Source organism: Rhizobium metallidurans (assembly GCF_014196505.1).
Taxonomy (GTDB): Bacteria; Pseudomonadota; Alphaproteobacteria; order Rhizobiales; family Rhizobiaceae; genus Rhizobium; species Rhizobium metallidurans.
The window spans coordinates 19,500-44,902 of sequence record NZ_JACIDW010000024.1 but is presented as its reverse complement, the minus strand read 5'-3'; the positions used below and the strand labels follow the sequence as shown (position 1 = coordinate 44,902).

General features: G+C 64.7%; 25 protein-coding genes and 1 pseudogene. 18 read left to right on the top strand and 8 right to left on the bottom strand.

What is annotated here, in order from left to right:
- Positions 1–168: 168 nt before the first annotated feature.
- The 7 genes and pseudogenes from GGQ67_RS22520 to hemC all read right to left on the bottom strand — a co-directional run bounded on the left by GGQ67_RS22520 (position 169) and on the right by hemC (position 6,892).
- Positions 169–654, bottom strand: a complete 486-nt coding sequence (locus tag GGQ67_RS22520; protein WP_183902364.1) for a RidA family protein — start codon at positions 652–654, stop codon at positions 169–171.
- A 248-nt stretch (positions 655–902) separates the two neighbouring features.
- Positions 903–1,711 (bottom strand): annotated as a pseudogene (locus GGQ67_RS22515) (glutamine amidotransferase).
- Complete coding sequence (locus GGQ67_RS22510; RefSeq protein WP_183902363.1) at positions 1,701–2,186, bottom strand: tellurite resistance TerB family protein; 486 nt, start codon at positions 2,184–2,186, stop codon at positions 1,701–1,703. Before GGQ67_RS22510 ends, GGQ67_RS22515 begins: the two are co-directional and overlap by 11 nt.
- 15 nt (positions 2,187–2,201) lie before the next feature.
- Positions 2,202–3,827: a heme biosynthesis HemY N-terminal domain-containing protein gene (locus GGQ67_RS22505; protein WP_183902367.1), complete on the bottom strand. Its 1,626-nt coding sequence runs from the start codon at positions 3,825–3,827 to the stop codon at positions 2,202–2,204.
- Positions 3,827–5,143: a COG4223 family protein gene (locus tag GGQ67_RS22500; RefSeq protein ID WP_183902362.1), complete on the bottom strand. Its 1,317-nt coding sequence runs from the start codon at positions 5,141–5,143 to the stop codon at positions 3,827–3,829. The genes GGQ67_RS22505 and GGQ67_RS22500 overlap by 1 nt, the downstream gene beginning before the upstream one ends.
- A gap of 90 nt (positions 5,144–5,233) precedes the next feature.
- Positions 5,234–5,956, bottom strand: coding sequence for a uroporphyrinogen-III synthase (locus tag GGQ67_RS22495; protein WP_183902361.1), 723 nt, complete (start codon positions 5,954–5,956; stop codon positions 5,234–5,236).
- A gap of 6 nt (positions 5,957–5,962) precedes the next feature.
- Positions 5,963–6,892 (bottom strand): hydroxymethylbilane synthase, encoded by a 930-nt coding sequence (hemC, locus tag GGQ67_RS22490; protein ID WP_183902360.1) that lies wholly within the window; start codon positions 6,890–6,892, stop codon positions 5,963–5,965.
- A 73-nt stretch (positions 6,893–6,965) separates the two neighbouring features.
- Between hemC and tsaD the strand changes: the two genes are divergently transcribed.
- From tsaD to GGQ67_RS22465, 5 genes are read left to right on the top strand one after another with little or no spacing between them, the layout of a single operon-like run.
- The gene (gene tsaD, locus GGQ67_RS22485; protein WP_183902359.1) at positions 6,966–8,060 is read left to right on the top strand and encodes a tRNA (adenosine(37)-N6)-threonylcarbamoyltransferase complex transferase subunit TsaD; all 1,095 of its coding nucleotides are present in this window, start codon (positions 6,966–6,968) and stop codon (positions 8,058–8,060) included.
- A complete protein-coding gene (locus GGQ67_RS22480) occupies positions 8,057–9,049 on the top strand; it encodes an NAD(P)H-dependent glycerol-3-phosphate dehydrogenase (RefSeq protein WP_183902358.1) in 993 nt (330 codons plus the stop codon). Before tsaD ends, GGQ67_RS22480 begins: the two co-directional genes overlap by 4 nt.
- A 10-nt stretch (positions 9,050–9,059) precedes the next feature.
- Positions 9,060–9,353: a YciI-like protein gene (locus tag GGQ67_RS22475; protein WP_183902357.1), complete on the top strand. Its 294-nt coding sequence runs from the start codon at positions 9,060–9,062 to the stop codon at positions 9,351–9,353.
- 5 nt (positions 9,354–9,358) lie between these two features.
- Complete coding sequence (locus tag GGQ67_RS22470; protein ID WP_183902356.1) at positions 9,359–9,790, top strand: EVE domain-containing protein; 432 nt, start codon at positions 9,359–9,361, stop codon at positions 9,788–9,790.
- A 6-nt stretch (positions 9,791–9,796) separates the two neighbouring features.
- Complete coding sequence (locus GGQ67_RS22465; RefSeq protein WP_183902355.1) at positions 9,797–10,444, top strand: 50S ribosomal protein L11 methyltransferase; 648 nt, start codon at positions 9,797–9,799, stop codon at positions 10,442–10,444.
- A gap of 9 nt (positions 10,445–10,453) precedes the next feature.
- On the opposite strand, the gene GGQ67_RS22460 is transcribed toward GGQ67_RS22465, so the two are convergent.
- The gene (locus GGQ67_RS22460; RefSeq protein WP_183902354.1) at positions 10,454–11,047 is read right to left on the bottom strand and encodes a hypothetical protein; all 594 of its coding nucleotides are present in this window, start codon (positions 11,045–11,047) and stop codon (positions 10,454–10,456) included.
- Positions 11,048–11,362: 315 nt separating this feature from the next.
- Between GGQ67_RS22460 and sdhC the strand changes: the two genes are divergently transcribed.
- The 13 genes from sdhC (at position 11,363) to odhB (ending at position 25,356) form a co-directional block, all read left to right on the top strand.
- Entirely contained in the window at positions 11,363–11,758 is a 396-nt protein-coding gene (gene sdhC / locus GGQ67_RS22455; protein ID WP_183902353.1) for a succinate dehydrogenase, cytochrome b556 subunit, read from the top strand.
- Positions 11,759–11,769: 11 nt separating this feature from the next.
- Positions 11,770–12,150 carry a succinate dehydrogenase, hydrophobic membrane anchor protein gene (gene sdhD / locus GGQ67_RS22450; RefSeq protein WP_183902352.1) on the top strand — a complete coding sequence of 127 codons (381 nt, stop codon included), beginning with the start codon at positions 11,770–11,772 and terminating at the stop codon, positions 12,148–12,150.
- Between the two features lie 8 nt (positions 12,151–12,158).
- A complete protein-coding gene (sdhA, locus tag GGQ67_RS22445; protein WP_183902351.1) occupies positions 12,159–14,015 on the top strand; it encodes a succinate dehydrogenase flavoprotein subunit in 1,857 nt (618 codons plus the stop codon).
- 49 nt (positions 14,016–14,064) lie between these two features.
- Positions 14,065–14,304, top strand: coding sequence for a hypothetical protein (locus tag GGQ67_RS22440; protein ID WP_183902350.1), 240 nt, complete (start codon positions 14,065–14,067; stop codon positions 14,302–14,304).
- Positions 14,301–14,759 (top strand): type II toxin-antitoxin system VapC family toxin, encoded by a 459-nt coding sequence (locus GGQ67_RS22435; protein ID WP_183902349.1) that lies wholly within the window; start codon positions 14,301–14,303, stop codon positions 14,757–14,759. The genes GGQ67_RS22440 and GGQ67_RS22435 overlap by 4 nt, the downstream gene beginning before the upstream one ends.
- The gene (locus GGQ67_RS22430; RefSeq protein ID WP_018902314.1) at positions 14,752–15,531 is read left to right on the top strand and encodes a succinate dehydrogenase iron-sulfur subunit; all 780 of its coding nucleotides are present in this window, start codon (positions 14,752–14,754) and stop codon (positions 15,529–15,531) included. Before GGQ67_RS22435 ends, GGQ67_RS22430 begins: the two co-directional genes overlap by 8 nt.
- Positions 15,532–15,833: 302 nt before the next feature.
- Positions 15,834–16,352 carry a protease inhibitor Inh/omp19 family protein gene (locus tag GGQ67_RS22425; protein ID WP_183902348.1) on the top strand — a complete coding sequence of 173 codons (519 nt, stop codon included), beginning with the start codon at positions 15,834–15,836 and terminating at the stop codon, positions 16,350–16,352.
- Between the two features lie 48 nt (positions 16,353–16,400).
- Positions 16,401–17,564, top strand: coding sequence for a cell division protein ZapE (zapE, locus tag GGQ67_RS22420; RefSeq protein WP_183902347.1), 1,164 nt, complete (start codon positions 16,401–16,403; stop codon positions 17,562–17,564).
- A gap of 180 nt (positions 17,565–17,744) precedes the next feature.
- Positions 17,745–18,707 (top strand): malate dehydrogenase, encoded by a 963-nt coding sequence (gene mdh, locus GGQ67_RS22415; RefSeq protein WP_183902346.1) that lies wholly within the window; start codon positions 17,745–17,747, stop codon positions 18,705–18,707.
- Positions 18,708–18,747: 40 nt separating this feature from the next.
- Positions 18,748–19,941, top strand: a complete 1,194-nt coding sequence (sucC, locus tag GGQ67_RS22410) for an ADP-forming succinate--CoA ligase subunit beta (protein ID WP_183902345.1) — start codon at positions 18,748–18,750, stop codon at positions 19,939–19,941.
- Between the two features lie 17 nt (positions 19,942–19,958).
- Positions 19,959–20,864 (top strand): succinate--CoA ligase subunit alpha, encoded by a 906-nt coding sequence (gene sucD, locus GGQ67_RS22405; protein ID WP_183902344.1) that lies wholly within the window; start codon positions 19,959–19,961, stop codon positions 20,862–20,864.
- Positions 20,865–21,020: 156 nt separating this feature from the next.
- The gene (locus GGQ67_RS22400; protein WP_183902343.1) at positions 21,021–24,005 is read left to right on the top strand and encodes a 2-oxoglutarate dehydrogenase E1 component; all 2,985 of its coding nucleotides are present in this window, start codon (positions 21,021–21,023) and stop codon (positions 24,003–24,005) included.
- A gap of 115 nt (positions 24,006–24,120) precedes the next feature.
- Complete coding sequence (gene odhB, locus GGQ67_RS22395) at positions 24,121–25,356, top strand: 2-oxoglutarate dehydrogenase complex dihydrolipoyllysine-residue succinyltransferase (RefSeq protein WP_183902342.1); 1,236 nt, start codon at positions 24,121–24,123, stop codon at positions 25,354–25,356.
- The last annotated feature ends 47 nt before the right edge of the window (positions 25,357–25,403 follow it).

Here is a 25,403-nt window from a genome sequence, read left to right as displayed (position 1 = left end):
AGCCGATAAAACCCCACTCAAAGCATTGAGCGGGGCAAGAGGCAGGTCAGTTCGTAACGGAACTGGCCTCGATCTCGTATTTTGCAACAGCTCCCATCGGGGAGAAGGTGCCGGCAGGCGGATGAGGGGGCCACGCACTCGACGTCAGCCATACCAAAAATCCTACCATCACCCCGAAATCATCACCTCCGCCTCGATCTCGACGGGAAAATTCAGCGGCAGGCCGGCGACGCCGATGGCGGAGCGGGCGTGGCGGCCGACGTCGTGGCCGAAGACCTCGTTGATCAGCTCGGTGAAGCCGTTGATGACGGCGGGCGGGTTGGAGAAGTGGGGGGCGCAGTTGACCATGCCCAGCACGCGGCACCAGCCGGTGATGCGGTCGAGGCTGCCGAGTTCGCGCTTCAGGCTGCCGAGCATGGCGAGCCCCACCTTGCGGGCCGAGGCGTGCGCCTCCTCGATCGTCACCGTGTCGCCGACGACGCCGAAGGGGCCTGATGGCGAGCCGTCGGGGTTCTGCGGGCCGTGGCCGGAGATGAAGGCCCTGTCGCCGCGCACGTTGACCCAGGGAAAGGGCAGCGTCATGTGCGATGGCAGTTTCAGCGGCTGGGGCAGGACGAGACCCAGCGAGACAAGCTTCTGTTCGTAGTTCGACATGCTGTTCCCCTGATATGGCTGCGGTCATGGCGGCGCCTTGCGCGACCAAACGGCCGGATCGTGGATCGGAACCTGTGTCCGCCGAAGCGCGCCGCGATCTTTGGCTGGCGTGCTCCGGCTCATGCCTTGCGCATGTCCTGATCCCGAAACCGGTGATCACTTTCGGGGAGACATGCCGTCGAAAAATGCGATCGAAAATGCCGTCGGAGTGACGAGACCGATCATAGCACGGCGCGCGGCTCTCCGCATCAGGCCGTGAGCGTGGCCCTGGCGGATGGCGCCGATTTCGGCTTCCTGCCCTCGAAGACCAGATCGAGGAATTCGTCGAGCCAGGCGCGCAGCGGCGCGTCGAACAGCATGCGGCCTTCGAGATGCTCGCGACCCTGCTGCGCGTTGGGCAATATGAAGCGATGGGCGCCGTGGACGACCCAGCGGTGCATCATGGCGCGGGTCAGCTCGGCGTGAAACTGCAGGGCCCAGGCGTGGCCGTTGTAGCGGAAGGCCTGGTTGCGATAGACGTCGCCCTCGGCGAGCAGATCGGCGCCGCGCGGCAGTTCGAAGCCCTCGCTGTGGAAATGGTAGACCATTTTCGGCCAGTGCATGAGCTGCCGGCCCTTTTCCGTCGGGCGCAGCGGGTACCAGCCGATCTCGGTCGAGCCGTCGGCATTGGCCTCGACCTTTCCCCGAGATGGCGCACCAGCATCTGCGCGCCGAGACAGATGCCGAGCAGCGGCTTCTTCTCCTTCAGAGGCACGTCCAGCCAGCCGATCTCGGCCTTGACGAAATCGTCGGGATCGTTGGCGCTCATCGGGCCGCCGAAGACGACGGCGCCGGCATGGTCGGCAAGCGTGGCCGGCAGTGTCTGCCCGAGAACCGGGCGGCGGATGTCAAGCGGATAGCCCTTTTCGGCGAGCAGCTGGCCGACACGGCCGGGGCTGGAGCTCTCCTGATGCAGCACGATCAGCACCGGGCGCTTGCCCTCGACGCCTGGGCCCGGCTTGCCGGGATCGCCGGCAGGCGTGCCCGCGACACCGGTGCCCGAACCGTCAGTCGGCATCGTCTTGCACCACCTGGATGCCGGTGACGCGTCTTGCCGCTTCCTGCCGCTTCTGGATGCGCTCGCGGGCGGAGACGCCGAGAAGCTCGGCGATGCGCCAGATGGCGTCGTCCTCCATCTCGCTGCGCTCGCCATCGGCATAGACGATGTCCCAGAGGATGCCGATCAGCTCGAGCCGCTGCTCGGTGTCGAGGTGGCGCTTCAGGTCGGAGGTGAAGCGGTAATAGTCGACGGCGTCGCTCTCGGCTTCCTGGCCCGCGGCCATCAGCGCGTCGAGCTGCTTGCGATCGAGGCCGTACTGGTCCTTCAGAAGCGTGCGCAGACGCTTCTTCTCGCTGTCCTTGATCTGGCCGTCGGCCTCCATGACCTGCATGCACAGCGCCGCCACCGCGATGCGGGGATCGTCGGGGGCGAAGCTGCTCTTGTGGCTGTCTGTGGTCAGGTTCTGAAAAAATGCCTGGAAGCGTTCGAACATGCGGGTCCTGTTTGGCTAGAAGAGGCGAAGCCGTGTCTTGGGTTCTGGCTCGGCCGATGGGTTGCGCACGCCCGGATCATCCGGCAGGCCGCCGAAGAAGGGGCGCGGCTCGGGGGCTTCCGTCTGCTTGCCGGCGGTCGCCGGCTCCTTGGGGGCCGGTTTGGCCGGTGTCGGTGCAGCCGGCGGCTCGGCCGCCGGGCGGGCCGCCCTGGCGATGGTCGCGGCGCGCTCCAGCTCGATGATGCGGTGATCGCCGGCCTCGCTTTCCGGCCTGACGTCGCGCACCGGCGGCAGGCTCTTCAGCGCGCTGTCGATGGAGATGACCGAACCTTCCTCGACCGGGCCCTCGAGCTGGCCGAACGGCGCCTTCCAGACGAAGGCGTCGAGCTTGCCCGTCACCGGCGACAGCGGCAGCCATTTGTCGGAGACGTAGCCGTCTGCCACCCATGCCGGATCGCGCGGCGCCTTCAGCGCCTGGGCGAGCCAATGGCGAATGCGGCCCTGATCGCCGGTCTCCGCTTCCTCGATGTCGGCGAGCAGCAGGAAGGCGGCCTCGCGCGGCTCGATGCGGGCGGCGGCCTCGGCTTTCGACCGGGCCTTGGCGAAATCCCGGATGTCGAGCGCCGCCTGGGCGACGATCAACAGCGATTCGATGTTGTTGGGACGCATGGTCTCCAGCTTTTCGGCACGCTTCAGCCGGTCGGCGAGCGAATCGCCGCTGCGGGCGCGCACATAGGTGGCGCCGATTTCGGGATGCGGGCTGGTCTTCCAGGCCTGTTCGAGAATGCTTGCCGCCTTGCGCAGCTTGTCCTCGCGAAACAGCGCCTTGGCGGCGATGATCGCGGCCGGCTCGAAATCGGCCGACAGCTTCAGCGCGTGGGTGGCGTCGTCGCGGGCGCCTGAAGGATCGTTTTCCAGCTTCTCGTCGGCGCGGGCCGTCAGCAGCACGGCGCGCAGGCGGTCGGCCTCGGCCTTGTCGATGACGCGGGCGGCCTTCTGCTGTTCGAGCAGCCGGATCGCGTCGTCCCAGCGGCCGGACTGGCTGCGGTATTCGAGTGTCGCCTGGGCGGCCCAGGGGAGATAGGGCGCGTTGTCGGCGGCCTTTTCGGCATATTGGCGGGCGGCCTCGTTGGCGCCCAGGCGCCTGGCCTCGAGATAAAGGCCGCGCAGGCCGAGCTCGCGGGTCTCTGGATCCTCGACCATCGCCTCGAATTTGGCGCGGGCCTCGTCGTGCCGGCCCTCGATGAGCGCCGCCTGGGCTTCGAGCAGCGCGATCAGCGGCTCCTGGTCGGCGCGGATCAGGCCGCGCGAGCGGGCGGCCATCTTGCGGGCCATCAGCGCGTTGCCGGCGCCGGCGGCGATCAGGCCTGTCGACAGCGCCTGGTAGCCACGGTCGCGCTTGCGGGCGCGGAAATAGCGGGTGACGGAGTGCGGCGAGGTCCAGATGACGCGCACCAGCCACCAGGCGACCATGACCAGCGCGATCAGCGCGATGATCAAGGTGGCGGCGACGATCAGCCGGGTTTGATAAAGCTGGCCCTCCCAGATGAGCGAGAGATCGCCGGGGCGATCGGCAAGCCAGGAAAAGCCATAGCCGAGAGCAAGGACGAGAAGCGCGAAGACGACGAGCCGGATCATGATCAGCCCTCCTTACCGGTGCCGGAGACGGCCTTCGACAGCGCGCTGCCGACAAGTTCCTCGACGCGGATGCGGGCGTCCAGCGATTGCTTGAAGGCGGCGGACGCCTGCTTGGCATCGACGGGAAGCGTGGTCCACTCGTTGGCGGCGCCGGGAAGGTCGCCGTTCTTCACCTTGTCTTCCATGCGCGCGGCGATCGCCTCGACGCTGTCGCCCTCGATGTTGCCGACCGGGCGGACCTTGACCAGCGACTTGGCGCCGGCCATCAGCCGGTCGGACCAGCTCTCGTTCGGATCGGGCTTGTTGACGCTCTCGACGATCGCGGTCGCGACATCGGGGGCCTGGCGGATCAGCTCGGCGCGCGAGGGCACGCCGGTTTCGGCGAAGTTCCCGAGATCGGCGACGACGGCATCCTCGGGCGAAACGCCGGCATAGGTGTCGAGCTCGGCGACGAAGGGGCCGCCGCGATCGATCGCGGCCTTGAGCGCCGCGGCCGCGATCGCCTTGGCGACGGCGACGTCCTGGCGCGGCTCGCTGAGCTTCTGTTCGGCGGCGGCGAGGCGCTGTTCCAGCGCGGCGCCGTTGGTCGCGCGCTGCTCGGTCGCCTGGCTGACGGCGCCGCGCAGCTGGTCGAGCTCGGAGGTGAGATCGGATATCTTCTGGTTCAGCGCGTCGACGGTTGCGCTATCGGCACCCGGCCCGGATGCTTGCGTTGTCTTGGCGGCGGTTTCGAGCGCGGCGAGGCGGCTTTCGAGCGCGTCGTTGCCCGGGGCTGCCTGCGGTGCGGCGGCGAGATTGGCGACGGACTGCTTGAGGCCGTCTATCTCGCCCGACAGGCTGGCGATCTCGGGCGACGGCGCCTCGGGGGCCGAGGAACCGGGCAGTAGGCCGGCATACTGGATGGCGCCGGCGCCAACAAGCGCGATCAGCCCGCCGACGATGCCGGCGGCGATCAGCCCCGAGGTGCCGCCCGGCTGGCGCGCGGGCTCGGCCTTGGCGGGCTCCACGGGTTCGGGTGCGTGATTATAGGGCGGCAGTTCGGGGTCGGGCGCCTTGTCGTAGGCGAAGGGGCCGGCTGTCTCCTCGGTCGGTTCTTCCACCTTGGCCTTTACGGCGTCGCTCTCGCCGATGCCCTCCTCGGGAACGACCGATTCGGCGGTCTCCGGAGGCGATTCGACAACGTCGTCGGCCGGCTTGCCGGTCCCGTTCTGGATGTCCTTGCTGGCAGTCTCTTCCGAGGCAATCTCCTGCGCATCCAAGTCGATCGTGACCGGCTCGTCGGTGCTCTTCGAATGGCGGGGGGGATTTCCTGGTGCCATGAGACCCTCTTAATTCTTACAGTGGTTCGAAAGTAGTCAGTGAGGCCGGTGAAGGAAAGAGGCCAGATGAAATTTGCCGGCCGCCACGCCTCACAGAAGCGATAACAGGGCGGTTTCATCCGGTTGGTCGGGGGTGGCGGATTGGCCCTGCAGGGTCGGGGGAATGGCGTCGGCGATGGTCGGGCTGAGGCAGAGCAGGCGGACGCCGATCAGGGCGTCGAGGTTGGCGGATATTTCCCTGAGGGCGAAGAAATCCTCGGCGGTGCGGCGCGAGTAGAAGAGGATCGCGTCCGGTTCGTGGGCCGAGAAGAGTTCGCGGAGCAGTTGGTCGGGCACCGTGAGGCGGCGCATGCGGTAGCATTCGACCGTATCGACGGTCAGGCCAAGCTCAAAAGCGCGGGTCTCGAAGGTTTCGGCGCGGGGGGCTCCGGCGAGGTAGAGCAGCCGGGTTGTGTCCGATCGCGCGACGTCTAGCTGCGCGATGCGTTCGGCGAGGTCGGCGCCGTCGCCGGTGGAGGCGGTGACGTCTCTGAAGCCCGAGGCCCTTGCCTCCTCGGCGGTGGCGTCGCCGACGGCGTAGAGGGGGCGGGAGAGGTGTGGGGCGAGATCATCCGGGCGTTCGGTGAGGACGCGGATGGCCTCGGCGCTGGTGACCGATATCGGGCCGTCGGAGTTGGCGAGCGCCGCGAAGGCGGCGTCCGGGTCGTGGGCGGGGGCCGATAGCGGCAGCATGACCGGCTCGTGCCCCATCTCCGCCAGCCGTTTTGCGGTGCGCTCGCCCGGATGCGGTGGACGGGTGACGAGCACGCGCATCAGCCGTCAGCTCCAGCTGTCGAAGAAGGAGGTGCCGGCGCGGGCGCGGATATCCTGGCCGGCGCGGGTGCCGAGCGCGACCGCGTCGCGGCGGTGGCCGTCGATGCTGATGGCATGCTGGCTGCGGCCATCGGGTGTGATGATCAGCCCGTGCAGGCGGATCTGGTCGCCCTCGCAGACGGCATAGCCGCCGATCGGCGTGCGGCAGGAGCCGTCGAGTGCGCCGAGGAAGGCGCGCTCGCAGGAGACGGTGTCGTAGGTCCTGATATCGTTGATCGGGGCGAGCAGCGCGTCGGTCACCGTGTCGCCAATGCGGCTTTCGATGCAGATCGCGCCCTGGGCAGGTGCCGGCGGGAAGGTGTCGGGATCGAGAATGTCGGTGATGACCTCGACCTTGCCGAGCCGCTTCAGGCCGGCGAGCGCCAAGAGCGTCGCGTCGACCTGGCCCTCGTTCAGCTTGCGCAGACGGGTGTCGACGAGGCCGCGGAAGGTGATGACGTTGATGTCGGGGCGCATGCGACGGATCAGCGCCTGACGGCGCAGCGACGAGGAGCCGACGGTGGCGCCGTGCGGCAGGTCGATCAGTTTCGGGGCGGTGCGGCCTACGACAGCATCGCGAATGTCTTCGCGCGGCAGGTAGGCGGAGAGACAGAGCCCTTCGGGCAGCGTCGTCGGCATGTCCTTGGAGGAGTGCACGGCGATGTCGAGGTCGCCGCTCGCCAATTTCTCTTCCAGCTCCTCGGTGAACAGGCCCTTGCCGCCGATCTCGGAGAGCGAACGATCGGTGATGCGGTCGCCCTTGGTCGAGAGCACGACGATCTCGAACATCTCCTCGGGGAGGTTATGGGCGGCCATCAGCCTGTCGCGGGCTTCGTTTGCCTGGGCGAGCGCCAGCGGGCTGCCTCTGGTGCCGATCCGGAAAGGTTTTGTTTGCATCCGCATTGATCCGTTGTTACCGGAGTTTCTCGTAAACAGGTTTCAGACCCATCGCAATCAACGATCAGGCTCCATGGCTCCCATTCTGCGCATCCTCGGCATCGAAACAAGCTGCGACGAAACCGCCGCCGCCGTTGTCGAGCGGGATGCCGAGGGCGTGCCGACCGTGCGTTCCGACGTGGTGCTGAGCCAGCTCGAAGAGCATAGCGCCTATGGCGGCGTGGTGCCAGAAATCGCGGCCCGCGCCCATGTCGAGGCGCTGGATACGCTGATCGACGAGGCTTTGAAACGCGCCAATGTGTCGCTGTCCGACATCGACGCCATCGCCGCGACATCGGGTCCGGGGCTGATCGGCGGGCTCCTGGTCGGGCTGATGACCGGCAAGGCGATCGCCAAGGCCTCCGGCAAGCCGCTCTACGCCGTCAACCATCTCGAGGGCCATGCGCTGACGGCGCGGCTGACGGACGGGCTTTCCTTTCCCTACCTGATGCTGCTCGTGTCCGGCGGGCATACGCAGCTGATCCTGGTGCGCGGGGTCGGCGAGTACGAGCGCTGGGGCACAACGATCGACGACGCGTTGGGCGAGGCCTTCGACAAGACGGCGAAGCTGCTCAGCCTGCCCTATCCGGGCGGGCCGGCCGTCGAGCGGGCGGCGAAGTCGGGCAATCCTCAGCGTTTCAAGTTTCCGCGGCCGCTGGTCGGCGAGGCCAAGCTCAACTTCTCCTTCTCCGGCCTGAAGACCGCCGTGCGGCAGGCGGCGACCGAGATCGCGCCGCTGACCGACCAGGATGTGGCCGATATCTGCGCCTCGTTCCAGGATGCCGTGTCACGGACGCTGAAGGACAGGATCGGGCGCGGGCTGGAGCGGTTCAAGGCGCTCTATCCCGATGTCGAACAGCCGGCGCTTGTCGTGGCGGGCGGCGTTGCCGCCAACCTCGTCGTGCGCGGCACGCTGCAGGCGCTGTGCGACAAGAACCGTTTCCGCTTCGTGGCGCCGCCGCTGCATCTGTGCACCGACAACGCCGTCATGATCGCCTGGGCCGGGCTGGAGCGGATGGCGACGGGCGTTGCGCCCGATGATCTCGACGTGCAGCCGCGCTCGCGCTGGCCGCTCGATTCGAGCGCCGAGACGTTGCTTGGCTTCGGCAAGCGGGGAGCAAAGGCATGAGCGCGGAAAGCGAAACCATCGCCGTCATCGGCGCCGGCGCCTTCGGAACGGCGCTCGCCGCCGTCATCGCGCTGGCGGGGCGGCACAAGGTGACGCTGATCGGCCGCGATCCCGCCCTGATGGCCGATCTCGCCGCCGAGCACCTGCACGACGCGGCGCTTCCCGGAATTCCGCTGCCCGAGACGCTGCAATTTTCTTCACAGCCCGATGCGATCACCGATGCCGGCATCGTGCTCTTCGCCATGCCCTCGCAGGCGCAGGCCGATGCGGCGCGGCAGTATGAACCTTACCTGGCTAAGGATGCCGTTGTCGTCACCTGCGCCAAGGGGATCGAGAAGACCACGGGCAATTTGTTGACCGACATGCTGGCCAAGGCGCTGCCGGGACATGCGATCGCGGTGCTGTCGGGGCCGGGTTTCGCGGCCGATATCGCCAAGGGCCTGCCGACCGCGATGGTGGTCGCCGCCGAAAACGGCGAGACCGCCGAGCGGTTGGCGCAGGCGATCTCCGGGCGGACCTTCCGGCTCTATCCGTCGTCCGACAGGATCGGCGTGCAGCTGGGCGGCGCCCTGAAGAACGTGCTGGCGATTGCCTGCGGCATCGTCGAGGGCGCCGGCATCGGCGATTCGGCGCGGGCGGCGCTGATCGCGCGCGGGCTGGCCGAGATGTCGCGCTTCGTCGTCGCCAAGGGCGGGCAGGCGGATACGGTACCGGGTCTGTCGGGGCTCGGCGATCTCGTCTTGACCGCCACCAGCCATCAGTCGCGCAACCTGCGTTTCGGCATCGCGCTCGGGCGCGGCGAGACGCGTGACCCCGCGCATGGCGAGCTCGTCGAGGGAGCGTTCGCCGCCGCCGTCGTGTCGCGGCTCGCCAAAGCGCTTGATATCGACATGCCCGTTACCGACGCGGTGTCCGATATCATCGAGGGCAAGCTCGGCATTGCCGATGCCATCGACCGGCTGATGACACGTCCGATCACGACCGAATAGGAGAACCCGCATGCTTTTCGCCTTTGTCTGCAAGGATAAGCCTGGCCACCTCGATGTCCGCATGGAGACGCGGCCGACGCATCTGGAACATCTCAACGCGCTCAACGACGCCGGCACGCTGAAGATGGCCGGTCCGTTTCTCGATGCCGAGGGCAAGCCCTGCGGCAGCCTCGTGATCGTCGAGGCCGAGAGCATCGAGGCGGCAACCGAAATCGCCAATGCCGATCCCTATGCTAGGGCTGGCCTGTTCGAGAGCGTCGAGGTGAAGCCCTTCAACTGGGTCTTCAACAAGCCGGAGGCTTAATTCAAGTGGCGCACTGGCTTTACAAATCCGAACCGTCCGCATGGTCCTGGGAGCAGCAGAAGGCTGCGGGCGACAAGGGCACGGAGTGGACCGGCGTTCGCAATTATTTGGCGCGCAACAACATGCGGGCGATGCAGATCGGCGACAAGGGCTTCTTCTACCACTCCAATGACGGGCTGGAGATCGTCGGCATCGTCGAGGTCTGCGCGCTGTCGCATCCCGATTCGACCGCCAAGGGCGACCCCAAGTGGGACTGCGTCGATATCCGCGCTGTCCGCGACATGCCGAAGCCGGTGACGCTGAAGGATGTGAAGGCGAGCGAGAAGCTGTCGAAGATGTCGCTGGTGACGTCGATGCGGCTTTCCGTGCAGCCGGTGACCGACGAGGAATGGGCCGAGGTCTGCCGCATGGGCGGGCTCGACAACCCGCCGCGCTGATCTCCCGTGAAGACCGACCCCGCGCTCTTCATCCGCGACAATACCAGCCCGATGACGCCGCCGCATGTGCCGGAAATCCGGCTCAATCTGGCGAGCGAAGCGCATGAGTTGTGGCTGAAGACGGAAGAGGAGCTCGCCGAGATCGGCCTGCCACCGCCGTTCTGGGCATTCGCCTGGGCGGGCGGGCAGGGTCTGGCGCGCTATGTGCTCGATCATCCCGATATGGTGGATGGCAAGCGCGTCGTCGATTTCGCCAGCGGCTCCGGGCTGGTGGCGATCGCGGCGCGGATGGCGGGCGCAAGCGAGGTACTCGCCGCCGATATCGATCCGTGGACCAGGACGGCGGTGGCGCTCAATGCCGAGCTTAACGGGGTCGAGATCGCTTTCACGGGTGACAACCTGATCGGCTCCGAGATCGATGCCGATGTGCTGCTTGCCGGCGACGTGTTCTATGATCGCGACTTCGCCATGGCGCTGGTGCCCTGGTTCGAGCGGCTGGCGGCCGATGGCGTGACGGTTCTGGTCGGCGACCCCGGGCGGGCCTATCTGCCGAAGGAGAGACTTGCCGCCTGCGCGGTCTACGCGGTGCCGGTGACGCGGGCGCTCGAGGACAGCGAGGTCAAGAAGACCACGGTCTGGCGCTTCAACGGCTGATGGGATCCATCAGGGGCGGATGACGCAGACGCCCTGTTCGTAGGAGCAGGGGTTCCTGGCATTGCGGATGTTGATCACCTTGGCCATCGGCGCCAGCCTGGTTGCCGGCTGGTATCCATAGCCCGAATAGCCGTAGCCGCCGACATAGGTGCCGCCATCCGCGCCGTAGGCGTAGGACGAGCCGGCATAGGTGCCCGATGGCGCACGCGCCTCGCCGCGCCGGTCGATGATGACGATGTTGTTGCGCGCGACGTTGGACGAGGCCGAGGAGAAGCGCTGGATGAAGCGGCCGCGGCCCGGCTTTGGACGGAAGCCATCATAGCCGCCGGCTATCCGGCGCGGGCCGTTGCCCCAGCCGCCGTAATCGCCGACGACGGAGGTGCCGCGATGGCGGATCACCAGCGAGCCGGATGCGACGCCGTTTGCGATGTCGCGACGGCCGATGCCGCCGCCATGCCCGACGACGCCCTGTGCCATGCCGCGATCATAGCCCCGATTGTGCGGGCGCGGGGAGGGATTGCCGCCGAAATCGCCGGCCGTGGCGGGCAGCGCGATCAGCACCGCCGCGGCGAGCGAAACGAGTTTCGAGGGTGTGTTCAACATCGCGCCGGTCTCCGGAAACGGAACTCTTAACAAAGTGTTAACGCGAAAATGCGCCAAAAGCGCCGGCTTGTCCACAAAAGCTTGAAAACTCATCCGCAAAGGGTAGCGGCTCGGGCGCGCTTGCCTATGTCAACTGCGACGTCAAGACGCAAATCGATTAAATTCCCCGGGTGCGTCAATTATACTTGTCGTTAGGTGTTTCCGTGATTAAACGTCGCCAATGATGCAACGCACGCACAGCTTTGTGACCTTCGTGTGGTTGCTTGGATGCTTTCCGGATCCCGGGAGGCGCAGAAAGACCGCCGCGAGGTTCTGATGGCGAACGTGACAAACAATCGGCCCCTGTCGCCGCATTTGCAGATTTATAAACCAATCCCCACCATGGTCATGTCGATTGTCCACCGTATCACCGGTGGGGCGCTCTATGTCGGCACGCTGCTGGTCGCCTGGTGGCTGGTCGCGGCCGCAACCGGCCTCGGCGCCTATGACTGGGCCAACTGGGTGCTTGGCAGCATCATCGGCAAGCTCGTGCTGCTCGGCTATACCTGGGCGCTGATCCACCACATGCTCGGCGGCTTCCGCCACTTCATGTGGGACCTCGGTCACGGTTTCGGGAAGGAATTCTCCACCAGGCTCGCCATCGCCAACATCGTCGCCTCGCTCTGTCTGACCTTGCTGGTCTGGGTGATCGGCTTCATCATTCGCTTCTAAAGGTTGATCACATGGATATGCGTACCCCCTTGGGTAAGGTTCGCGGCCTCGGTTCGGCCAAGGACGGCACCGAGCATTTCTGGCGCCAGCGCCTGACGGCCGTCGCCAACGTGCCGCTCTTCCTCTTCTTCATCATCTTCATGATCGTCTATGCCGGCCAGCCCTATGCGGACGTGGTTCGCGCGCTGTCGAACCCGTTCGTCGCCGTCGTCATGGGCCTGATGGTCGTGTCGGGCGTCATCCACATGAAGCTCGGCATGCAGGTCATCATCGAAGACTACGTGCACCATGAAGTCACCAAGATCGCGCTCGTGATGCTCAACACCTTCTTTTCGATCCTGATGGCGGGGCTCTGTCTCTTCGCCATTCTGAAGATCGCCTTCGTAGGATAATTGATATCATGGCATCGAATTCATCCGCTCAGAATGGCCCCGCTCAGAACGGGAAAGCCTACAAGTATATCGATCACTCCTATGACGTGATCGTCGTCGGCGCCGGCGGCGCGGGCCTGCGCGCCACGCTCGGCATGGCCGAGCAGGGCTTCAAGACCGCCTGCATCACCAAGGTGTTCCCGACGCGCAGCCACACGGTGGCGGCGCAGGGCGGCATCGCGGCATCGCTGCGCAACATGACGCCCGACAGCTGGCAGTGGCACCTCTACGATACCGTCAAGGGCTCCGACTGGCTCGGCGACGTCGACGCCATGCAGTATCTGACCATGGAAGCGCCGAAGGCGGTCTATGAGCTCGAGCATTACGGCGTTCCCTTCTCGCGCAACGAGGAAGGCAAGATCTACCAGCGCCCGTTCGGCGGCCACATGCAGAACTACGGTGAAGGCCCGCCGGTGCAGCGCACCTGCGCCGTCGCCGACCGTACCGGCCACGCCATCCTGCACACACTCTACGGCCAGTCGCTGCGCCACAACGCCGAATTCTTCATCGAGTATTTCGCGCTCGACCTGATCATGTCGGATGACGGCAGCCGCTGCACCGGCGTCGTCGCCTGGTGCCTCGACGACGGCACGATCCATCGCTTCGCCGCCAAGATGGTGGTGCTGGCGACCGGCGGCTACGGCCGCGCCTATTTCTCGGCCACCTCGGCGCATACCTGCACCGGCGACGGCGGCGGCATGGTTGCCCGCGCCGGCCTGCCGCTCCAGGACATGGAGTTCGTGCAGTTCCACCCGACCGGCATCTACGGCTCCGGCTGTCTGATCACCGAGGGCGCGCGCGGCGAAGGCGGCTACCTCGTCAACTCCGAGGGCGAGCGCTTCATGGAGCGCTATGCACCGTCGGCCAAGGACCTTGCCTCGCGCGACGTGGTTTCGCGCTGCATGACGCTGGAGATCCGCGAAGGCCGCGGCGTCGGCAAGAACAAGGACCACATCTTCCTGCATCTCGACCACCTCGATCCGGCCGTTCTGCACGAGCGCCTGCCGGGGATTTCCGAGAGCGCCAAGATCTTCGCCGGCGTCGACGTGACGCGCGAGCCGATCCCGGTCCTGCCGACCGTTCACTACAACATGGGCGGCATTCCGACGAACTACTGGGGCGAGGTGCTGAATGCCGACAGCTCCAACCCCGAGCGGATCATTCCGGGCCTGATGGCCGTCGGCGAAGCCGGCTGCGCCTCGGTGCACGGGGCAAACCGCCTCGGCTCCAACTCGCTGATCGACCTCGTGGTCTTCGGCCGCGCCGCCGCCATCCGCGCCGGTGAAGTCATCGACCGCGCGGCGCCGGTGCCGCATCTCAACGTCGCCGCCTGCGACAAGATCATGGACCGCTTCGACGGCCTGCGTCACGCATCCGGCTCTACGCCGACTGCCAATCTTCGCGAGAAGATGCAGCGCGCCATGCAGGAAGACGCCGCCGTGTTCCGTACGCAGGAATCGCTGGAATCGGGCTGCAAGCGCATCTCGGCCATCTGGCAGGAAATGCGCGACATCAAGGTCACCGACCGCTCGATGGTGTGGAACTCCGACCTCGTCGAGACGCTCGAGCTGCAGAACCTGATGGCCAACGCCATCACGACGATCTACGGCGCCGAAGCGCGCAAGGAGAGCCGTGGTTCGCACGCCCGCGAGGACTACACGGAAGGCGCATTTGCCGGCCGCGACGACGTCAACTGGCGCAAGCACACGCTGGCCTGGGTCAACGACGCCGGCGACGTCAAGCTCGACTACCGCCCCGTGCATACCGAGCTGATCGCGGAGGGTATCGACCCGCAGAAGATCGCGCCCAAGGCGCGTGTTTACTGATGGGGAATGTGAGAGAATAGGCAAAAGGATCGTTGCCGGAGACACTGCCATGGGTGAAATGCAGATCAAGATCGCTGATGAAGCGCTGCTGACGCGTATTTCCGATCGGGCGCGGCTGAACAACCGCTCCGTCGAGGAAGAGGTGGAGGCGCTGCTGCAGGCAGCGGTGCCGGCTCGTCCCAGACGCGAGGATCTGCCGGCGATTGCTGCCAGAATTCGTGCCATGACGCCGAAAGGCGTCAGGCAGACGTCCGCCGTGGAGATGTTGCGAGAGGACCGGGATCGTTGATCTACGTTGTCGATGCATCGGCCGCGATCGCATGGTTCGTGCCCGAGCCGGAGCATATCGACGCCGATTTTCTGCTTGGCAATTCGATGCGGAGAGTTGCTCCGGATCTCATTTTCGCGGAAGTCGCCAATGTCCTGCAGCGCAAGGTGCGGCTTGGTCAGATCACCGCGCAGCAGGCAGTCGATGGATTGACGACGCTGGACGAGAGCATCGACGAGGTCCTGCCCTCGAAGGCGCTTTGTCGGCAAGCTTTCGACCTTTCACGGAAGCTTGATCACTCTGTTTATGACTGCATGTATCTCGCGGCAACGCTCTCGACGGACGACAGCTATCTCGTGACGTCCGACATGAAATTTCTAACCAAGGCACATGCTGCCGGCGAGGGTGACCGGATACGGACTCTCGAAACGGCGCACGCGCTGTTCGCCTCTGCACAGGAAAACAAACATGGTTGAACTCGCACTTCCCAAGAACTCCCAGATACGCGAAGGCAAGGTGTGGCCAAAGCCGGCCGGCGCCACCAATACACGCGAATTTCGCGTCTATCGCTGGAGCCCTGACGATGGCCAGAATCCTTCGATCGACACGTTCTACATCGACGTCGACGATTGCGGCCCGATGGTGCTCGACGGTCTGCTCTACATCAAGAACAAGATCGACCCGACGCTGACGCTGCGCCGTTCCTGTCGCGAGGGCATCTGCGGTTCCTGCGCGATGAACATCGACGGCACGAATACGCTGGCCTGCACCAAGGGCCTCGACGACATCAAGGGCTCGGTGAAGATCTATCCGCTGCCGCACATGCCCGTCGTCAAGGACCTGGTGCCCGACCTCACCAACTTCTACGCCCAGCACCGCTCGATCGAGCCCTGGCTGAAGACGGTGTCGCCGGCGCCGGCAACGGAGTGGAAGCAGAGCCACGAAGACCGCCAGAAGCTCGACGGCCTCTACGAGTGCATTCTGTGCGCCTGCTGCTCGACCTCCTGTCCGAGCTACTGGTGGAACGGCGACCGGTATCTCGGTCCGGCCGTGCTGCTGCAGGCCTATCGCTGGCTGATCGATAGCCGCGACGAAGCCAAGGGTGAGCGCCTCGACAACCTCGAGGATCCGTTCCGCCTCTATCGCTGCCACACGATCATGAACTGCGCGCAGACCTGCCCGAAAGGTCTGAACCCGGCCAAGGCGATCGCCGAAATCAAGAAGATGATGGTCGAGCGCCGGGTCTGACGCGACGCCATCCATCCGGCGGCCCATGTGGGGCCGCCGATGCCCACGGGTGCGATATGATCCTCGTTCAACCGTGAAACAGGCGACAGCATTTCCAGGAGAAACAGCAGCTCATCACCTTGCTGACAAATTCTATCTTCAGGAAGTTCTCAGCCGTAAAGGTTGAATTGCGCTGTCGCAGGCCTAGCTCCGTCAGGCAATTCACGGCCATTACGGCTTGATTAACCAAAGTGAAACACGTTCATTCGAAAATAAGCTAATTACTATTTTTAGCGACAAAGCGGACATTCGGGAGCATTCAGATGCAGTTGCGATATGCGATGACAGGTATGGCGGTTGTTCTGTCACTCGCCGGTTGCCAGCGTACGGCCTATAACGACACCAATTACAATGCGGCACCGGCGCCCTTGACGGCACAGCCCGTGCCTCAGGTGCAGGGTGGCCAGTTGCCTCCTCCCGGTGGTTCCTCGCAGTTTCCGGCCGCTCCGGCATCGACGGCGCCGATGGGCGGCGTGCAGGGCGGGGCGATGGCGCCGAACGGCGGCGGCCTCGACGTCACCAAGGAATCGCTGGTTGGAAGCTGGCGGGTCAACGGCTCCTGCGACATGTTCCTGACGCTCACCAACCTCGGCAGCGGTTCGCGCGGCGGCACGCGCGGCTGCGTGGGCGAACTCACGGCGATGGGCTCCTGGGAAGTGTCGGGCAAGCAGGTCCTGCTCAAGGACCGCAACGGCAACCAGATCGGCAGCGTCTACAAGACCGCCGACAACGCCTTCAGCGGCCAGACCAACAGCGGCCAGCCGATCGCGCTCAGCCGATAAGCGAGCCGGCGGCTCGCTCCGCCTATCTTCTCCAGGCGGATTTTTTCAATGCAACCGATGCCAGACTACAGCTTGAGCGTCAGCGAACAATTGAAGTCGCTGACGGCTTCGGGCTCGCTTCAACTCGACCCCGCGCAGATGCACGTGGCCAAATGCCTGGATCGGGTGCTGTCGGAGCTCAAGCAGAAGCGTCCGGCTTCAAAGTCGAGCGCGCTCGGCTGGCTGTTCGCGGCCAAGAAGAAGCCCTCCGACAAGGTCAAGGGGCTCTACATCCACGGCAGCGTCGGTCGCGGCAAGACCATGCTGATGGACATGTTCTTCGAGATGGCGCCCTCTTCGAAGAAAAGGCGGGCGCATTTCCATGAATTCATGGCCGACGTGCACAACCGCATCGCCGCCCACCGGCTGCGGCTGAAGAACGGCGAGACCAAGCAGGCCGATCCGATCCCGGTCGTTGGCGCTGCGCTCTATGATGAAGCCGAGCTTCTGTGCTTCGACGAATTCACCGTGACCGATATCGCCGATGCGATGATCCTGTCGCGGCTGTTTTCCGACCTGTTCGGTCGCGGCTGCGTGCTGGTCGCCACCTCCAACGTCGAGCCCGTCAATCTCTATCGCGATGGTCTCAACCGTGGTCTGTTCCTGCCGTTCATCGATCTCCTCGACAAGCACGTCGAGACCGTGACGCTGGATTCTCCGACGGATTACCGGATGGAGAAGATCGACAGCCTGCCCGTCTATATCACGCCCCTCGACCGCCATGCCGACATGGCCATGGACGCCGCCTGGAACCAGGCGCTGCACGGGCGCAAGGCGCATCCGATCGAGCTCCCGATGAAGGGGCGCTCGATCCATGTGCCGCTCGCCGTCGACCGGCTGGCGCGCTTCAGTTTCGCCGATCTCTGCGACAAGCCTCTGGGTGCGGCCGACTTCCTTGCCATCTCCGAACGCTTTGATGCCATATTTGTCGATCACGTTCCCCTGCTCGGACCCGAGAAACGGAACCAGACGAAGCGCTTCATCATTCTGGTCGATACGCTCTACGACCATGCGGTGAGGCTCTATATCTCGGCGGCGGCGATGCCTGAAAACTTGCTGACACAGGCGCGTGGTACCGAAGGTTTCGAGTTCGACCGCACGGCGTCCCGGCTGTTCGAGATGCGGAGCGCGGAATATCTGGCTTTGCATCACGAGAAGCGCGCCGCCGAGTAGCAGTTTGATGACAAAAAATCTTACGTTTACGTAAGCTTTTTGCCTTCTAAACGATTGAAATTCCTTCACCAAAAATAATAGGTTGCCATTTTTGGTCTCAGGGTCTATGCGATTGCGGCAATTGGGCGCTGCCCCTTAGTGCGTCGCCCGACGAATTTTGGTCGCAAAGGAAACACCGAAATGGCGCGTAACAAAATCGCTCTCATTGGTTCTGGCATGATTGGTGGCACGCTGGCGCATCTCGCCGGGCTCAAGGAGCTGGGTGACATCGTTCTCTTCGATATCGCCGACGGCATCCCGCAGGGTAAGGGCCTCGACATCGCGCAGTCCTCGCCGGTCGAAGGCTTCGACGCCAACATGACCGGTGCCAGCGACTATTCCGCGATCGAAGGCGCCGATGTCTGCATCGTTACCGCCGGCGTCGCCCGCAAGCCGGGCATGAGCCGCGACGACCTGCTCGGCATCAACCTCAAGGTCATGGAACAGGTCGGCGCCGGCATCAAGAAGTATGCCCCGAACGCCTTCGTGATCTGCATCACCAACCCGCTCGACGCCATGGTCTGGGCGCTGCAGAAGTTCTCCGGCCTTCCGGCCAACAAGGTCGTCGGCATGGCCGGCGTTCTGGACAGCTCGCGCTTCCGCCTGTTCCTCTCCAAGGAATTCAACGTTTCCGTACAGGACGTCACCGCGTTCGTTCTGGGCGGCCACGGCGACACGATGGTGCCGCTCGCGCGTTACTCCACCGTTGCCGGCATCCCGCTCACCGACCTCGTCACCATGGGCTGGGTCACCAAGGAGCGCCTCGAGGAAATCATCCAGCGCACCCGTGACGGCGGCGCCGAAATCGTCGGTCTCCTGAAGACCGGCTCGGCCTACTACGCACCGGCCGCCTCGGCGATCGAAATGGCCGAATCCTACCTCAAGGACAAGAAGCGCGTCCTGCCTTGCGCGGCGCAGCTCTCCGGTCAGTACGGCGTCAAGGACATGTATGTCGGCGTTCCCACCGTCATCGGTGCAGGCGGCGTCGAGCGCATCATCGAGATCGACCTGAACAAGGCCGAAAAGGAAGCCTTCGACAAGTCCGTCGGCGCTGTCGCCGGCCTGTGCGAAGCCTGCATCAACATCGCGCCGTCGCTGAAGTAAGCCGACCGGCCGCTGACGCAATCCAGACAGGAATACACCCATGAACATTCATGAATATCAGGCCAAGGCTCTCTTGAAGGGCTACGGTGCGCCGGTCGCCAAGGGCGTGCCGATACTCAAGGTCGAGGAAGCCGAAGCGGCCGCCAAGTCGCTGCCGGGCCCGCTCTACGTGGTCAAGAGCCAGATCCACGCCGGCGGCCGCGGCAAGGGCAAGTTCAAGGAACTCGGCCCCGACGCCAAGGGCGGCGTTCGCCTCGCCAAGTCGATCGACGAAGTCGTCGCTCACGCCAAGGAAATGCTCGGCAACACGCTGGTGACGGCGCAGACGGGCGACGCCGGCAAGCAGGTCAACCGCCTCTACATCGAAGATGGCGCCGATATCGACCGCGAACTTTACTGCTCGCTGCTGGTCGACCGTTCGGTCGGTCAGGTTGCCTTCGTGGTTTCGACCGAAGGCGGCATGGATATCGAGGCTGTCGCCCACGACACGCCCGAGAAGATCCACACGATCGCCATCGACCCGCAAACCGGCGTGACCGGTGACGACGTCGCCAAGATCGTCAAGGCTCTCGAGCTCTCGGGTGCCGCCGCGGAAGACGCCAAGTCGCTGTTCCCGGCGCTCTACAAGGCGTTCGGCGAAAAGGACATGGCGCTTCTCGAAGTCAACCCGCTGATCGTCATGAAGGACGGTCATCTGCGCGTTCTCGACGCCAAGATGTCCTTCGACGGCAACGCCCTGTTCCGTCACGACGACGTCAAGGCGCTGCGCGACGAGACCGAGGAAGACGCCAAGGAAATCGAAGCCTCCAAGTGGGACCTCGCCTATGTCGCCCTCGACGGCAACATCGGCTGCATGGTCAACGGCGCCGGTCTCGCCATGGCGACGATGGACATCATCAAGCTCTACGGCAAGGAGCCGGCTAACTTCTGCGACGTCGGCGGTGGCGCCGGCAAGGAGAAGGTCGCGGCTGCCTTCAAGATCATCACCGCCGACCCGAAGGTCGAGGGCATCCTCGTCAACATCTTCGGCGGCATCATGCGCTGCGACGTCATCGCCGAAGGCGTTGTCGCGGCCGTGCAGGAAGTCGGTCTGAAGGTTCCGCTCGTCGTCCGCCTCGAAGGCACCAATGTCGAGCTCGGCAAGAAGATCCTCAACGAGTCCGGTCTGGCGATCACCGCCGCCGACGATCTCGATGACGCGGCGAAGAAGATCGTCGCGGCGATCAAAGCCTAATCTGAGGAACCTGATACATGTCTATTCTCGTCAATAAAGACACCAAGATCCTCGTTCAGGGCCTGACCGGCAAGACCGGCACGTTCCACACCGAACAGGCGCTCGCCTATTACGGCACCAAGATGGTCGGCGGTATCCACCCGAAGAAGGGTGGCGAAACCTGGTCGTCGGGCGTCGATGGCACGGCACTGCCGATCTTCGCTTCGGTTGCCGAAGCCAAGGAGCGCACCGGCGCCGATGCGACCGTGATCTACGTTCCGCCGGCAGGCGCCGCGGATGCGATCATCGAAGCGATCGAAGCCGAAGTCCCGTTCATCACCTGCATCACCGAGGGTATCCCGGTCATGGACATGGTGCGCGTCAAGGCCAAGCTCGACAAGTCGAAGTCGCGCCTGCTCGGCCCGAACTGCCCGGGCGTCCTGACGCCGGAAGAATGCAAGATCGGCATCATGCCGGGCTCGATCTTCCGCAAGGGTTCGGTCGGTATCGTTTCGCGCTCCGGCACGCTGACCTACGAAGCCGTGTTCCAGACATCCAACGAAGGCCTCGGCCAGACGACGGCTGTCGGCATCGGCGGCGACCCGGTCAAGGGCACCGAGTTCATCGACGTGCTCGAGATGTTCCTGGCCGACGAAGCCACGACCTCGATCATCATGATCGGCGAAATCGGCGGCTCGGCTGAAGAAGACGCGGCGCAGTTCCTGATCGACGAAGCCAAGAAGGGCCGCAAGAAGCCGATGGCCGGCTTCATCGCGGGCCGTACTGCGCCGAAGGGCCGCACCATGGGCCACGCCGGCGCTGTCGTTTCCGGCGGCAAGGGCGATGCGGAATCCAAGATCGCCGCCATGGAAGCAGCCGGCATCAAGGTTTCGCCTTCGCCGGCACGCCTCGGCAAGACGCTGGTTGAAGTCCTCAAGGGCTGATCCGACATATATGCCCGGGCAGGGGGAAACTCCTGCCCGGTTTCGACCACGAGACGAGCCGCGGACAGGCGGCTGGACACAAGATGCGGCAGCCGGTCGATGGGACCGGCAAAATCACAAGAGTCGGGAGGCGGGCGGAAGCGTCCGCGTAACACCATGGCACGGCAAGAAGCCAACGAGCAGTTTCAGATCACCTCGTTCCTGGATGGCGCCAACGCTGCTTACATCGAGCAGCTCTATGCGCGCTACGAAGACGATCCGGCATCGGTCAACGAGGAATGGCGCGCCTTCTTCAAGGCGCTGGAAGACAATCCCGATGATGTGAAGCGGGCCGCCAAGGGCGCATCCTGGCGCAAGAAGAACTGGCCGCTGCAGGCGAGCGGAGACCTCGTCTCGGCGCTCGACGGCGACTGGGGCGTGATCGAGAAGGTCGTCGAGACCAAGGTCAAGGCCAAGGCCGAAGCAGCCGGCAAGCCGACCGAAGGCGCCGACATCCTGCAGGCGACGCGCGACAGCGTGCGCGCCATCATGATGATCCGCGCCTACCGGATGCGCGGCCACCTGCACGCCAAGCTCGACCCGCTCGGCATCGCTGCACCTGTTGAAGACTACAAGGAGCTGTCGCCGGAAAACTACGGTTTCTCCGAAGCCGACTACGACCGCAAGATCTTCATCGACAACGTGCTCGGCCTGGAATACGCCACCGTTCGCGAGATGATCGAGATCCTCGAGCGCACCTACTGCTCGACGATCGGCGTCGAGTTCATGCACATTTCGAACCCTGAGGAAAAGGCCTGGATCCAGGAACGGATCGAAGGTCCGGACAAGGGCGTCGCCTTCACCGCCGAAGGCAAGAAGGCAATCCTGTCGAAGATCATCGAAGCCGAAGGCTACGAGCAGTTCCTCGACGTCAAGTTCAAGGGCACCAAGCGTTTCGGCCTCGACGGCGGTGAATCGCTGATCCCGGCGCTCGAGCAGATCCTGAAGCGCGGCGGCCATCTCGGCCTCAAGGAAGCCGTGTTCGGCATGGCCCATCGCGGCCGCCTGAACGTGCTCTCCCAGGTCATGGGCAAGCCGCACCGCGCCATCTTCCACGAGTTCAAGGGCGGCTCCTACGCGCCTGACGAAGTCGAAGGTTCCGGCGACGTGAAGTACCACCTCGGCGCCTCCTCGGACCGCGAGTTCGACGGCAACAAGGTTCACGTGTCGCTGACGGCCAACCCGTCGCACCTTGAAATCGTCGACCCCGTCGTCATGGGCAAGGCCCGCGCCAAGCAGGACATGAGCGCCACGGTCTGGGACGGCGACATCATTCCCTTGTCGGAACGCGCCAAGGTTCTGCCACTGCTCATCCACGGCGACGCCGCTTTCGCCGGCCAGGGCGTGATTGCCGAAATCCTCGGCCTTTCCGGTCTGCGCGGTCACCGCGTCGCCGGCACGATGCACGTCATCATCAACAACCAGATCGGCTTCACCACGAACCCGGCCTTCTCGCGTTCGTCGCCCTATCCGTCCGACGTCGCCAAGATGATCGAGGCGCCGATCCTGCACGTCAACGGCGACGATCCGGAAGCCGTCGTCTACGGCGCCAAGGTTGCCATGGAATTTCGCATGAAGTTCCACAAGCCTGTCGTCCTCGACATGTTCTGCTACCGCCGCTACGGCCACAACGAAGGCGACGAGCCGTCCTTCACGCAGCCGAAGATGTACAAGGTCATCCGTGCCCACAAGAGCGTTCTGCAGCTCTACAGCGAGCGTCTCGTTTCCGAGGGCGTGCTGAGCGAGGGCGAAGTCGAGAAGATGAAGGCCGACTGGCGCGCCCATCTCGAGCAGGAGTTCGAGGCCGGCCAGAGCTACAAGCCGAACAAGGCCGACTGGCTTGACGGCGAGTGGTCGGGCTTGCGCACGGCAGACAATGCCGACGAGCAGCGTCGCGGCAAGACCGCCGTGCCGATGAAGCAGCTGAAGGAAATCGGCCGCAAGCTGTCCGAGATCCCGGAAGGCTTCCATGCGCACCGCACGATCCAGCGCTTCATGGAAAACCGTTCGAACATGATCACGACCGGCGAGGGCATCGACTGGGCGACGGCGGAAGCGCTGGCGTTCGGCGGTCTCGTCACCGAAGGTCACAAGATCCGTCTCTCCGGCCAGGATTGCGAACGCGGCACCTTCTCGCAGCGTCACTCGGTTCTCTACGATCAGGAAACGGAAGAGCGCTATATCCCGCTCGCCAACCTGTCGGCGACCCAGGCACGCTACGAAGTGATCAACTCGATGCTGTCGGAAGAAGCCGTTCTCGGCTTCGAATACGGCTACTCGCTGGCCCGCCCGAACGCGCTGACGCTCTGGGAAGCCCAGTTCGGCGACTTCGCCAACGGTGCGCAGGTCGTGTTCGACCAGTTCATCTCGTCGGGCGAACGCAAGTGGCTGCGCATGTCCGGCCTCGTCTGCCTGCTGCCGCACGGTTATGAAGGCCAGGGTCCGGAACACTCGTCGGCCCGCCTCGAGCGCTTCCTGCAGCTTTGCGCGGAAGACAACATGCAGGTCGCCAACGTCACGACGCCGGCGAACTACTTCCACATCCTGCGCCGCCAGGTGAAGCGCGACTTCCGCAAGCCGCTGATCCTGATGACGCCGAAGTCGCTGCTGCGCCACAAGCGCGCCGTATCGGGCCTGGCCGAAATGGCCGGCGAGACCTCGTTCCACCGTCTGCTCTGGGACGATGCCGAGGTCATCAAGGACGGCCCGATCAAGCTGCAGAAGGACGCCAAGATCCGCCGCGTCGTGCTCTGCACCGGCAAGGTCTACTACGACCTGCTGGAAGAGCGCGAGAAGCGCGGGATCGACGATGTCTACCTGCTGCGCGTCGAACAGCTCTATCCGTTCCCGGCCAAGGCGCTCATCAACGAGCTCTCCCGCTTCCGCAACGCGGAAATGGTCTGGTGCCAGGAAGAGCCGAAGAACATGGGCGCATGGTCGTTCATCGACCCGTATCTGGAATGGGTGCTTGCCCATATCGATGCGAAGTACCAGCGCGTTCGCTACACCGGACGTCCGGCCGCGGCATCGCCCGCAACCGGCCTGATGTCCAAGCATCTGGCACAGCTCGCCGCGTTCCTCGAGGACGCGCTCGGCGGCTGACGAGAATGAGATCGGGGAGGGAGCGCCAGCGCTTCCTCTCCGCATTAATTCATATCGGCCGTCTGCGCCGCGACGCCGTCCCATATCACAAAGATCAAAATTCAGGATTTGAACAATGGCCACAGAAATCCGCGTTCCAACTCTCGGTGAATCCGTCAGCGAGGCAACCGTCGGTACCTGGTTCAAGAAGGTCGGCGATGTCGTCAAGGCCGACGAGCCGCTGGTGGAGCTTGAAACCGACAAGGTGACCATCGAAGTTCCGGCACCGGCTGCCGGCGTACTCTCCGAAATCGTCGCGCAGGCCGGCGAAACCGTCGGTCTCGACGCGCTGCTCGGCCAGATCTCCGCCGGCGCTGGTGCCGCTGCCGCCGCTCCGGCTGCCGCTGCCGCCCCCGCCAAGGCCGCCGAGCCGGCTCCTGCTGCTGCCGCACCGGTTGCCGCTGCCGCTTCCTCGATGCCGCCGGCACCGGCCGCGTCGAAGATGCTCGCTGAAAACAACCTTTCGGCCGATCAGGTCGATGGTTCCGGCAAGCGTGGCCAGGTTCTGAAGGGCGACGTCATCGCCGCCGTCGCCAAGGGCATCGCGGCTCCCGCCGCTGCTGCTCCTGCGGCCCCCGCCGCCGCGCGCGGCCCGTCGACGGTCGAGGATGCCGGCCGCGAAGAGCGCGTGAAGATGACGCGCCTGCGCCAGACGATCGCCAAGCGCCTGAAGGACGCGCAGAACACCGCCGCCATGCTCACCACCTACAACGAGGTGGACATGAGCGCCGTGATGGCGCTGCGCGCCAAGTACAAGGACGTGTTCGAAAAGAAGCACGGCGTGAAGCTCGGCTTCATGGGCTTCTTCACCAAGGCCGTCACCCACGCGCTTAAGGAACTGCCCGCCGTCAACGCCGAGATCGACGGCACCGACATCATCTACAAGAACTACTGCCACGTCGGCATGGCCGTCGGCACCGACAAGGGCCTGGTCGTTCCGATCATCCGCGATGCCGACCAGATGTCGATCGCCGAGATCGAGAAGGACCTCGGCCGTCTCGCCAAGTCGGCTCGCGACGGTTCGCTGTCGATGGCGGACATGCAGGGTGGCACCTTCACCATCACCAATGGCGGCGTCTACGGTTCGCTGATGTCCTCGCCGATCCTGAACGCGCCGCAGTCGGGCATTCTCGGCATGCACAAGATCCAGGATCGTCCCGTCGTCGTCGGCGGCCAGATCGTCATCCGCCCGATGATGTATCTCGCGCTCTCCTACGATCACCGTATCGTCGACGGCAAGGAAGCGGTTACCTTCCTCGTGCGCGTCAAGGAAAGCCTGGAAGATCCGGAGCGCCTCGTTCTCGATCTCTAAGAGACCGACAGGGCCGCGCGAGCGGCCCTTTTCGCCTCAGCACCGGA

Bases quoted from the DNA above. Each gene is read 5' to 3' on its own strand.
- sdhD (WP_183902352.1), top strand. From the start codon at position 11,770: ATGGATATGCGTACCCCCTTGGGTAAGGTTCGCGGCCTCGGTTCGGCC.
- zapE (WP_183902347.1), top strand. From the start codon at position 16,401: ATGCAACCGATGCCAGACTACAGCTTGAGCGTCAGCGAACAATTGAAG.
- GGQ67_RS22460 (WP_183902354.1), bottom strand. From the start codon at position 11,047: ATGTTGAACACACCCTCGAAACTCGTTTCGCTCGCCGCGGCGGTGCTG.
- GGQ67_RS22430 (WP_018902314.1), top strand. From the start codon at position 14,752: ATGGTTGAACTCGCACTTCCCAAGAACTCCCAGATACGCGAAGGCAAG.
- odhB (WP_183902342.1), top strand. From the start codon at position 24,121: ATGGCCACAGAAATCCGCGTTCCAACTCTCGGTGAATCCGTCAGCGAG.
- sdhA (WP_183902351.1), top strand. From the start codon at position 12,159: ATGGCATCGAATTCATCCGCTCAGAATGGCCCCGCTCAGAACGGGAAA.
- GGQ67_RS22480 (WP_183902358.1), top strand. From the start codon at position 8,057: ATGAGCGCGGAAAGCGAAACCATCGCCGTCATCGGCGCCGGCGCCTTC.
- GGQ67_RS22400 (WP_183902343.1), top strand. From the start codon at position 21,021: ATGGCACGGCAAGAAGCCAACGAGCAGTTTCAGATCACCTCGTTCCTG.
- mdh (WP_183902346.1), top strand. From the start codon at position 17,745: ATGGCGCGTAACAAAATCGCTCTCATTGGTTCTGGCATGATTGGTGGC.
- GGQ67_RS22425 (WP_183902348.1), top strand. From the start codon at position 15,834: ATGCAGTTGCGATATGCGATGACAGGTATGGCGGTTGTTCTGTCACTC.
- GGQ67_RS22520 (WP_183902364.1), bottom strand. From the start codon at position 654: ATGTCGAACTACGAACAGAAGCTTGTCTCGCTGGGTCTCGTCCTGCCC.
- hemC (WP_183902360.1), bottom strand. From the start codon at position 6,892: ATGCAAACAAAACCTTTCCGGATCGGCACCAGAGGCAGCCCGCTGGCG.
- GGQ67_RS22495 (WP_183902361.1), bottom strand. From the start codon at position 5,956: ATGCGCGTGCTCGTCACCCGTCCACCGCATCCGGGCGAGCGCACCGCA.
- sdhC (WP_183902353.1), top strand. From the start codon at position 11,363: ATGGCGAACGTGACAAACAATCGGCCCCTGTCGCCGCATTTGCAGATT.
- GGQ67_RS22440 (WP_183902350.1), top strand. From the start codon at position 14,065: ATGGGTGAAATGCAGATCAAGATCGCTGATGAAGCGCTGCTGACGCGT.
- sucD (WP_183902344.1), top strand. From the start codon at position 19,959: ATGTCTATTCTCGTCAATAAAGACACCAAGATCCTCGTTCAGGGCCTG.
- sucC (WP_183902345.1), top strand. From the start codon at position 18,748: ATGAACATTCATGAATATCAGGCCAAGGCTCTCTTGAAGGGCTACGGT.
- tsaD (WP_183902359.1), top strand. From the start codon at position 6,966: ATGGCTCCCATTCTGCGCATCCTCGGCATCGAAACAAGCTGCGACGAA.
- GGQ67_RS22510 (WP_183902363.1), bottom strand. From the start codon at position 2,186: ATGTTCGAACGCTTCCAGGCATTTTTTCAGAACCTGACCACAGACAGC.
- GGQ67_RS22475 (WP_183902357.1), top strand. From the start codon at position 9,060: ATGCTTTTCGCCTTTGTCTGCAAGGATAAGCCTGGCCACCTCGATGTC.
- GGQ67_RS22500 (WP_183902362.1), bottom strand. From the start codon at position 5,143: ATGGCACCAGGAAATCCCCCCCGCCATTCGAAGAGCACCGACGAGCCG.